6 protein-coding genes, 1 rRNA gene and 1 pseudogene are annotated in these 10,000 nt (G+C 59.5%); 3 read left to right on the plus strand and 5 right to left on the minus strand.

From position 1 onward, the window contains the following. Nucleotides 1-209: 209 nt before the first annotated feature. A 5S ribosomal RNA gene (rrf, locus tag QU481_RS22850) occupies nucleotides 210-324 on the plus strand. A 193-nt stretch (nucleotides 325-517) separates the two neighbouring features. Here rrf and hydA read toward each other — a convergent pair. The 5 genes and pseudogenes from hydA to QU481_RS22875 form a co-directional block, all read right to left on the minus strand. Further along, nucleotides 518-1,915, minus strand: coding sequence for a dihydropyrimidinase (hydA, locus tag QU481_RS22855; protein WP_289832284.1), 1,398 nt, complete (start codon nucleotides 1,913-1,915; stop codon nucleotides 518-520). Between the two features lie 12 nt (nucleotides 1,916-1,927). Next, entirely contained in the window at nucleotides 1,928-3,418 is a 1,491-nt protein-coding gene (locus QU481_RS22860) for an NCS1 family nucleobase:cation symporter-1 (protein ID WP_289832285.1), read from the minus strand. 85 nt (nucleotides 3,419-3,503) lie between these two features. Continuing rightward, on the minus strand, nucleotides 3,504-4,787 hold the full coding sequence (gene preA / locus QU481_RS22865) for an NAD-dependent dihydropyrimidine dehydrogenase subunit PreA (RefSeq protein ID WP_289832286.1): 1,284 nt from the start codon (nucleotides 4,785-4,787) through the stop codon (nucleotides 3,504-3,506). 12 nt (nucleotides 4,788-4,799) lie between these two features. After that, complete coding sequence (locus QU481_RS22870; RefSeq protein ID WP_289832287.1) at nucleotides 4,800-6,149, minus strand: NAD(P)-dependent oxidoreductase; 1,350 nt, start codon at nucleotides 6,147-6,149, stop codon at nucleotides 4,800-4,802. A 26-nt stretch (nucleotides 6,150-6,175) separates the two neighbouring features. Further along, a pseudogene (locus tag QU481_RS22875) lies at nucleotides 6,176-7,387 on the minus strand (M20 family metallo-hydrolase); the annotation flags it as partial. Nucleotides 7,388-7,679: 292 nt separating this feature from the next. On the opposite strand from QU481_RS22875, the gene QU481_RS22880 reads away from it, so the two are divergent. Then, nucleotides 7,680-8,363, plus strand: coding sequence for a TetR/AcrR family transcriptional regulator (locus tag QU481_RS22880; protein ID WP_289832289.1), 684 nt, complete (start codon nucleotides 7,680-7,682; stop codon nucleotides 8,361-8,363). An 800-nt stretch (nucleotides 8,364-9,163) separates the two neighbouring features. Further along, a complete protein-coding gene (locus QU481_RS22885; protein ID WP_289832290.1) occupies nucleotides 9,164-9,718 on the plus strand; it encodes an FUSC family protein in 555 nt (184 codons plus the stop codon). Nucleotides 9,719-10,000 lie beyond the last annotated feature (282 nt).

Raw genomic sequence — 10,000 nt, forward strand, 5'->3', positions numbered from 1 at the left:
TAGGTCGGGTGTGGAAGCGCTGTGAGGCGTTAAGCTAACCGATACTAATTGCTCGTGAGGCTTGATCCTATCATTTGAGGTACTTCGTGGTGTGAAGTACAGGTGATGTGCGACGAGACGCAATCAATTACCAAGTAACGCTTGAATTCAATACGGCAGCGTCAGTAACAGTGACGATGCTCGGCTTCGACAGTTTGTACAAGTTAATGTCTGGCGGCCATAGCGAGGTGGTCCCACGCCTTCCCATCCCGAACAGGACCGTGAAACGCCTCTGCGCCGATGATAGTGTGGCATTCGCCATGTGAAAGTAGGTCACCGCCAGACTCCCCACACCACAAGCCCAGCTCATAGAGCTGGGCTTTGTGCTTTACCGCGCCGGAAAGCCCGGCGCGCTGGTCGGATTGGTGTCGACGGCACCAATACCAAGCGTGGGAATGTTACCGCCGTCGACGGCGGAGCCGTGAAAGTGTTGATACAAGATCACGGCAGTAGTACTAAGTGGCCAATGGAGGACTCGCTATTGCGCCGGGAAGTAACTCGGAAAGGCAGGGCGCGGTAGGTAACGGCCGGCTCCGCGTTCGGCGCGCAAATCGCCATCGGCCCACATTACTTTGCCCTGACTCACCGTGTGGGTAGCGCCGCCGGTCACCGTCATGCCCTCGAAGATGTTGAAGTCGACGTTCTGGTGGTGGGTCTTGGCCGACAGGGTGCGAGTAGCAGTGGGATCCCACACGACAATATCGGCATCGCTGCCCACTGCGATCACGCCCTTGCGCGGGTACAGGTTGAAGATCTGCGCGGCGTTGGCCGAGGTGATACGCACAAACTCGTTCGGCGTGAAGCGCCCGCTGTTGACGCCGTGGTGCCAGAGTACCGCCAGCCGGTCTTCCACGCCGCCGCAGCCGTTCGGGATCTTGGTGAAATCATCCCGGCCGAGCGCCTTCTGTGGCGCACAGAAGCAGCAGTGGTCGGTAGCGGTGGTGTGCAATTGGCCGGATTGCAGCCCGTGCCATAGCGCTGCCTGATGCTCCTTGCTGCGGAACGGTGGGCTCATCACGTGGCCGGCGGCGCGCACGAAATCCTTATCGCGGTACACCGAATCGTCGATCAGCAGGTGACCGGGCAGCACCTCGCCGAACACACGTTGGCCGGCGCTACGGGCCCGCTCGATTGCTTCAGCGGCGTCGCGGCTTGACACGTGCACCACGTAGATTGGCACGCCGATGACCTTGGCGATGGTGATGGCGCGGTTGGCGGCCTCACCCTCGACCTCGGGAGGGCGCGATAGCGGATGCGCCTCTGGTCCGGTGATGCCCTTCTTGAGCAGCTCGCGCTGTAGGCGGAACACCAGTTCGCCATTTTCGGCGTGCACAGTGGGCAGAGCGCCCAGTTCCAGCGCGCGCGTGAAGCTCTGCACCAGCAGCTCGTCGTCGGCCATGATGGCATTCTTGTACGCCATGAAGTGCTTGAAGCTGGCCACACCGTGCTCTTTGACCAAGGTTTCCATGTCGCGGTGCACCGAGTCGTCCCACCAAGTGATCGCCACGTGGAAGGCGTAGTCGGCCGCGGCCTTCTGTGCACGCTCACGCCACAGGTTGTACGCTTCCATCAGCGGCTGCTTGGGATCGGGAATGACGAAGTCGATGATCGACGTGGTGCCGCCGGCCAGCGCGGCAGCGGTGCCAGTGTAGAAGTCCTCACTGGTCACCGTGCCCATGAAGGGCATTTCCATGTGAGTATGCGGGTCGATGCCACCCGGCATCAGCAACTGGCCTCCGGCGTCGATCAGCTCGGCGCCAGCTGGCGCCTCTAGGTCAGGGCCGATAGCGCTAATCACGCCGTTTTGGCACAGCACATCGGCTCGGAAGGTCTGATCGGCGTTCACCACGGTACCGCCTTTGAGCAAAACCGTCATGATGTTATCTCCTTATGCTTCACCAGTGGATACACCGAGCGAGGTAGCCGGTGCCTTGCGCAGCTTCATCAGCACGCCGTACACCACACCGGCGATCAGGATGCCGACGAACCAGGCGTAGGTGTAGATCATCTTGAAGCCGTCGGGCACCCCCGAAAATGCGCTCGGGAAGGCCGTGTTGAGGAAGCCCGGCACGTTGGGCAGCACGCCCAGAATGAAGGCCAGCACGGCGATACCATTCCAACCGTTACGGTACTGGTAGCGACCGTTTTCATCGAACAACTCCCCTACCACCAGCTCGGTCTTGCGCAAGAGAAAGTAGTCGACGATAAGGATGCCGGCGATCGGGCCGAGCAGCGCTGAGTAGCCGATCAGCCAGGTGAAGATGTAGCCTTGGGTCGATTCCAACAGTTTCCACGGTACCATCACCAGCGCGATGCCAGCCGTCAAGAAACCACCGCGCTTATACGAGATGGCGCGAGGGTACAGACTGGAGAAGTCATAGGCCGGCCCTACCAAGTTGGCGGCTAGATTGCAGCACATGGTGTCGAGCGTTAGCACTAAGAGCGCCACCCCTACGCCCACCCCAGTCAGTCGGCCGGCTAGGTCTACCGGATCCCAGATCGCCTTGCCATACAGCACCACGGTGGCGGAAGTCACCAGCACCGACATCAATGCCAACAAGCCCATCGGCACGGGCAAGCCAATGGCTTGGCCGACGAACTGTTCACGCTGACTCTTGGCGAAGCGGGTGAAGTCCGGAATGTTCAACGCCAGCGTGGCCCAGAAGCCGACCATGCCGGTGAGCGAAGGCCAGAACACGCTCCAGAACTGACCGGCCTTTTTGCCGCCAGCGTCAAACTGCGACGGCAACGACAGCATGTCGCCGAAGCCCTTGGCGTGCTGAGACACCCACCATAACAACACTGCGCACATGAAGACCTTGAACGGCGCCGATAGGCTTTCTAGCCAGCGGATCGATTCCATGCCGTGTGCGATGAAATAAAGTTGGAAGCCCCAAAAGGCCAAGAAGCACAGCAGCTGTGCCAGGTTGATGCCAAGCCCTGCAAGCGGTGCGCTGACTAGCGCGTTGGCAGTAATGATGTTGAGCAATGTGTAGATAGCGCTGCCGCCGAGCCAAGTCTGGATGCCGTACCAGCCACAGGCCACGACTGCGCGTAGTAGCGCGGGCAGTTTGCCGCCCTGTGTACCGAACGAGGCACGTGCCAATACGGCGTATGGGATACCGTGCTTGGCGCCGGCGTGGCCAATCAGCAGCATCGGCACCAACACGATGATGTTGCCGAGCAGCACGGTGGACACCGCCTGCATTGGCGACATGCCTTGGTCGATCAAGCCGCCGGCCAGCATGTAGGACGGAATGCACATCACCATGCCGACCCACAAGGCGGCAAAGTGATACCAGCGCCAGGTGCGCTGCGCCGGCGAGGTGGGCGCGAGATCTTCGTTGTACAGCTCGGATGAGGGAGATGCTGGACTCATGATGAATCTCCTGATGACTGAGCCAAAAATCGGGGAACCTCTGGATGCGATGCCCTTTCCCTGCCAAGGTAAAGGGCATGCCCATTCAAGCTGCCGATGGCTTTTGTTCCGGCTCGCGCGCCGGGTTATTCGGGTGCGTGGTCCAGTTGGCGTAGAGGCCGTCATCTACACGGTGCATGGTGATGCATTGATCCACCGGGCATACATGCATACATAGGTTGCAGCCGACGCAGTTCTCCTCGATCACCTCGAAGTGACGTTTACTGTCCTTCTCTCGCGTGATCGCCTGGTGTGAGGTGTCCTCGCAAGCGATGTGGCACAGCCCGCACTGGATGCAGGCATCTTGGTCAATATGCGCTTTGATGTCGTAGTTCATGTTGAGGTACTTCCAATCGGTGACGTTGGGCACCGCGCGACCGATAAAGTCATCGAGCCGGCCGTAGCCCTGACTGTCCATCCAATTGGCCAGACCATCCTTCATGTCCTCGACAATGCGAAAGCCGTAATGCATGGCAGCGGTACACACCTGTACGCTGCCGGCGCCCAGCACCATGAACTCGGCCGCATCGCGCCATGTGCTGACGCCTCCAATACCGGAGATCGGCAGATTTGGCGTTTCTTGGTCTCGCGCAATCTCGGCCACCATGTTGAGCGCGATCGGCTTGACCGCCGGACCGCAGTAGCCGCCATGCGTGCCTTTGCCATCCACACTGGGAAGCGGCGCCATCAGGTCGAGGTCCACCGCCACGATGGAGTTGATGGTATTGATCAGCGAGACCGCATCGGCACCGCCCTTATAGGCCGCACGCGCTGAGATGCGGACGTCGGTGATGTTGGGGGTGAGCTTCACCAGGCAAGGCAGGCGCGAGTAATGCTTGACCCAGCGCGTCACCATCTCGACGTACTCGGGCACTTGGCCAACCGCCGCGCCCATACCGCGTTCGGACATGCCGTGCGGGCAGCCGAAGTTGAGTTCCACCGCATCGGCGCCAGTGTCTTCCACCATCGACAGGATGGTTTTCCAATCCTGTTCGTTACAGGGCACCATCAGCGACACAATCAGCGCACGATCCGGCCACAGCTTTTTCACTTCACGGATCTCAGCTAGGTTAACTGCCAGCGGGCGGTCGGTAATCAGCTCGATGTTGTTGAGCCCGGCGATGCGCTGACCGCCCCAGCGGGTGGCGCCATAGCGCGAACTCACATTAACGGCGTGAGGGTCGAGCCCGAGCGTTTTCCACACCACTCCGCCCCAGCCGGCCTCGTAAGCGCGGTTGACGTTATAGGCCTTATCGGTGGGAGGCGCCGACGCCAGCCAGAACGGATTGGGTGCGGTGATGCCGGCAAAATGACAGGTCAAATCGGCCATGATGGTTCCCCCTCAGGCAGCGGCGCGACTGTTGGCGCGCAAGGTTTGATCGATGGAAAGGGCGGCACGTTGACCATCGGCTACGGCTTGCACGGTCAGGTCGAACTGACCGGTCGTGCTGCAGTCGCCACCAGCCCACACACCGGGCAACGAGGTGTGGCCATTGTCGTCGGTGGCAATCTTGCCGTCGGTCATCTCCAGTAGCTCGCCATCGGGGCCGAGCGGCAACCAGGCCTGCCCAATAGCCTTGAGCACCATGTCAACCGGTAGGGTGTAGGTTGTGCCAGTGCCGAGCAGCCTGTCATCACAGTACACTGTGCCTTCCAGCTCAATGGTATTCACTTGACCGTGTTCGCCGAGTAGCCGGTTCGGCCGTGCCCACAGCCGCACATCGATGCCGTTCTGGCGCGCAAAAGCCAGTTCCTCCGGTGAAGCACTCATGTCCTCCTCGCCACGGCGGTAAACCAGCGTCACATGTTCGGCCCCTAGGCGCTTGCTCTGCACCGCCGCATCCACTGCGGTATTGCCGCCGCCGATCACCACCACGTTGCGACCCACCGGCACGCTGGCCAGCTGACTGGCCTGGCGAATGGTGGCAATGAAATCTACAGCGTTGAGCACCCCAGCCAATTGCTCGCCCTCGGTGTTGAGCGTCTTGACACCGCCCAAACCGATCGCTAGGTATACCGCGTCGAAGTCCTGCTGCAGCTGGGGCAGATGCAGGTTGGCACCGAGCCGCATGCCGGTGCGTACGGTGATGTTGCCGATGGAGAGCAAGTAGTCGATCTCCTTCTGGGCAAAGTCATCCGCCATCTTGTAGGCGGCGATGCCGTACTCGTTCAGGCCGCCAGCTTTCGGGTGCGCGTCGAACACCACCACCTTATGCCCCTCGCGTGCCAGCGTATGGGCGCAGGCGAGCCCGGCCGGGCCGGCGCCGACTACCGCCACCAGGAAGCCGCTGTCTGGCTTACGCTCGAACAAGGGCTGACCACTCTCGTATACCCAGTCGGTGGCATAGCGCTGCAGCGCGCCAATCTGCACCGGCTGGTCATCCAGCTTGTGGCGTACACAGCTGCCTTCGCACAGGATGTCGGTCGGACAAACGCGCGCACAGGCACCGCCGAAGATGTTGGCCGACAAGATTTCGCTGGCTGCACCCTTGAGATTGCCTGTTTTGATCTTGAGGATGAACGCCGGCACGTCGATATGGGTCGGACAGGCCTGGGTACAGGGAGCGTCGTAGCAGTACAGGCAGCGATCGGCCTCCACCAGCGCGGCGGAAGGAGCGAGCGTGGGGGCGATGTCAGAGAAATGAGCGGCTAGCGTAATATCGTCCAGCCGGCCCGGTTTGATGTCGCTCATGGTTTCTCCTTTGCAGTGGCCGGAACTTATGTTCTCTTGGCCATGGTCAGCATGCTGTTGAGCAGAACGTTGGCACCCGCTTCGATCCATTCCGGCAGAGCATCTTCGATCTCGTTGTGGCTGATGCCGCCAATGCAGGGCACGAAGATCATCGAGGTCGGCGCGACCTGGGCGAGGTAACAGGAATCATGTCCAGCGCCGGCGATGATGTCGCGGTGGGTGTAGCCGAGTTGCTCGGTCGCACCGCGTACTGCGGCAATGCAGTTGATGTCGAATGCCACCGGCGCGTAGTAGAAGATCTGCTCCAGTTCGGCTTCCAGCTTGCCGTCGACGGCAATCATGGCCACGCCCTCGCGTAGCGCCGCGTCCATCTGTGCCAGCACGGCGTCGTCCGGATGGCGGAAATCCACGGTCATGAACACCTGGCCGGGGATCACGTTGCGCGAGTTGGGGTAGACGTTGAGCATGCCAACGGTGGCGCAGGCAAGTGGGGCGAATCGGAGGCCAATCTCGTTGACTAACTGCACCACCTTGGCGGCGCCGAGCAGCGCGTCACGGCGCAGTGTCATCGGGGTAGGGCCAGCGTGCGATTCCTGTCCGGTGAGATTGAGCTCATACCAGCGCTGGCCCTGTGCGCCGGTGACTACACCGATCGTGGTGCTGGCATTTTCCAGAATCGGCCCCTGCTCGATGTGCACCTCAAAACAGGCGTGCAGCGGGCGCCCTCCCACTGGGGTCTCGCCGGCATAGCCAATGCGTGCCAGCTCCTCCCCCATGGTCTTGCCGGTCTGATCCTTGCGTGATAGACCGTATTCGAGGTCGAACACACCGGCGAACACGCCGGAGGCCACCATGGCGGGTGGAAAGCGCGAGCCTTCCTCGTTGGTCCAGATCGCCACTTCGATGGGATGCTCAGTTTCGACCTGGTGGTCGTTGAGCGCGCGAATCACCTCCAGCCCAGCCAGTACGCCGTAAATGCCGTCGAAGCGACCACCAGTGGGCTGCGAGTCGGCATGCGAACCGGTCAGCACTGCCGGCAGGCTGTTATCGCGGCCGGGGCGGCGGGCAAAGATATTGCCGATCTGGTCGACGGTGATAGTGCAGCCTGCCTCCTTGGCCCAGTGCACGAACAGATCGCGACCGGCCTTGTCTTCGTCAGTGAGCGCCAAGCGGCAAACCCCGCCCTTGGGCGTGGCGCCGATCCTGGCCATCTCCATCAGGCTATCCCACAACCTACCGCCGTTGACGTGAAGCTGCGTACCGGCAATGCAGTCTTGCAAAACTTCCATCGCTACCTCCTTGCTTTGAAGGGTGAACCAGTCACTACATCGAAACAGGACAGCAGGGTGGCCGAGCCGTCTGGCACCATCCTTGGGCGCGCGCTGCTCAGCCATGGTGCAACTTTTGTTAAAATCTGACCATTTGGTCAGCATAGGCTAAAAAAACCAATTTCTACATGGTTATGTAAGCAATATAAATGCCAGTCCAAATGGTCAGATTAGCTACGGAAGGCATCGAGTTTTCGATATAGTGGAAGAGCGATGGCAGCGTACCGCTGCTCATAGTCGTCCGGCTGAAGGCGTGAAAGTGGATATGACAAATGCCATTCAAGTAAAAAACAACCCGGTGCTGACTTTGCTGAACAGCGCCGAAGCGGTTTTTGCCAAAAAAGGCCTAGCCGGTAGCACTACGGCCGAGATCGCCAAACTGGCCGGTATGCCCAAGGCCACCTTGCATTACCACTTCCGCACCAAGGAAGCACTCTACCTGCAGGTGCTGCAGAGCATATTTACCGAGTGGTACCAGGCCGCCGCAAGCTTCGACGAAGAGGACGACCCGGCCAAGGCAATCGCCGGCTACGTGCGTTCCAAGATGGAGATGTCGTGGCGTCGACCCAATGGTTCCAAAGTGTGGGCACAGGAAATCATCAGTGGCGCCCCGCATTTACGTGCACTTCTTCAAGGAGAGGTGAAGCCCTGGATGGAGGGACGCGCCGCTAAAATCCGAACCTGGGTGGAGGCCGATCGCATAGCACCGGTGCAACCGGAAATTCTATTGTTTATGATCTGGGCAGTTACACAGCACTATGCTGACTTCGAAGCACAGATCCGGTTACTTACCGATCAAAAGCGCCTCGGCAAGTCATGGTTTACTGAAGCTATCGAGCAGGTCGTAAGCTTAGTATTGCGAAGTGTTGGATTAGGGCCTAACTAGGGAGCTAACAGTACCTCGAATAACCCAAGTTTCTCAGTGAATCCAGCCACAGCATGACGCTAAGCGGCTGTAGTCGGTTCGCTTTTCGGCACAGTCCAAGGCAGCGATCCATCCCCTTTCCGTGCATCAGAAGGCCAAGATTCCCGTCTTTCGGAAGAATGCAAGCAGCATAAACTCTCCCGCCGTTAAACGCCTTTCGGCCTTGGAGCGGGGAGGGGGGCGGGTCAACGACTTCGACTTGGCACGTCGCCGTGCCAGCAGTTTCGGTCTCGCCGCCACGCCCGCTCCAACTTAGCTCAGCCAATTGTGCGATGCAGCGCAAGATCGTCTCCACCACGTGAGGATCGCCTCGAATCATTCCATAATGGAATCCATGTTATGGAATTAATTCATTTTATCTTTCGTTACGCACGAATATAATTACGAACATCAACGCCAAGACATTGATTAGACAGCGAGTAGCGGTTTTCAATGTTGGAGTGGCATCCAGGTGGCGACGCTTATTGCATCGCAGCATTGGGTGATCAGGATGACTACATGGCAGCGCAGGTTTGTAAGGCCGAGTGGATGAAGTGAGGGTTGTTTTGAGCCTAGGTCGGCTTCCACTTGGTAGGTACGACAGTTTCTCCTCTTGTGCATTGTGTTGATGCATACTTTTAAGCCGGTGTAAGCACCGGCTTTTTTTATTCACTAGGTCAGTTGATGTCGCGCATCACCTGCCGGAAGTGATGAATGCGTACGGAGTACCCTCCCGGTCATGGCGGGCAGGACTCACGTCCCTCTCTGTTCTGGAGCCCCCGATGACATTCCCGCAGTTCGAACCCAGCCAGCAATCGTTGTTGTACGCTGGCAAGGTATTGATTGGCTGCATGATCGTCTGGTTCGGGCTGTCTGCACTCGGGGTGGAAGACCCGATCTGGGCAGCCATCACCGTAGTCATTGTCAGCGAACCTGATTTCGTCCGTGCGCGGGAACAGGTAAAGGCACGCGTGATCAATACGCTGACCGGTTGTGCCGTCAGTCTCGCCGGCATCCTGCTGCTGGGTTCATCACTCACCTCGATGCTCATTAGCGTCGTAGTGGCCGTGCTGCTGGTCACCTCGCTCAAGCGTTACCCGGCGAGCTGGAAACTGGCACCGGTCACCGTGCTGATCCTGATGCACGCGGCACCGGGTACGAACCCGGCCCAGGACCTACAGCTCGCATTGCTTCGTGCCGGCGAAATTATGGCGGGCTGCGTGATCGTACTAGGGCTGGCGGCACTGATAACCGAAATCCGCCGCCGGCTACCGCAGCCTTTCGAGGTAACGGCTTGGCGCTCTGCGCGCCACCGGCATGAAACAGAGGCGCCCTAGGCGGGGTTATGGACGCTGTATTGTATTGGAAGTAACGTCTGCGGCTGGGGATCAGACTCGACTGTTCTCGAAGTCCTGGTCATAGAGGTCAAGCAGGTCTGGGAACCCGCCCACTACTTCTTTCGCTGCCTGTTCCAAAAAACTTGCTCAAAGTTGAGCAATGGATTTATCCGCACTTCGTTGACGCGGCTTGCGCCGACCAACTGAAGCCTCTTGACGCTCAGTTGCGCCGGAGGAACGTGATTGCAGAATCCGCAGCACCTCGCGGTGCGGCATGAACCG

Source organism: Crenobacter oryzisoli (assembly GCF_030385785.1).
Taxonomy (GTDB): domain Bacteria; phylum Pseudomonadota; class Gammaproteobacteria; order Burkholderiales; family Chromobacteriaceae; genus Crenobacter_A; species Crenobacter_A oryzisoli.

Bases quoted from the DNA above. Each gene is read 5' to 3' on its own strand.
- hydA (WP_289832284.1), bottom strand. From the start codon at position 1,915: ATGACGGTTTTGCTCAAAGGCGGTACCGTGGTGAACGCCGATCAGACC.
- QU481_RS22860 (WP_289832285.1), bottom strand. From the start codon at position 3,418: ATGAGTCCAGCATCTCCCTCATCCGAGCTGTACAACGAAGATCTCGCG.
- preA (WP_289832286.1), bottom strand. From the start codon at position 4,787: ATGGCCGATTTGACCTGTCATTTTGCCGGCATCACCGCACCCAATCCG.
- QU481_RS22870 (WP_289832287.1), bottom strand. From the start codon at position 6,149: ATGAGCGACATCAAACCGGGCCGGCTGGACGATATTACGCTAGCCGCT.
- QU481_RS22885 (WP_289832290.1), top strand. From the start codon at position 9,164: ATGACATTCCCGCAGTTCGAACCCAGCCAGCAATCGTTGTTGTACGCT.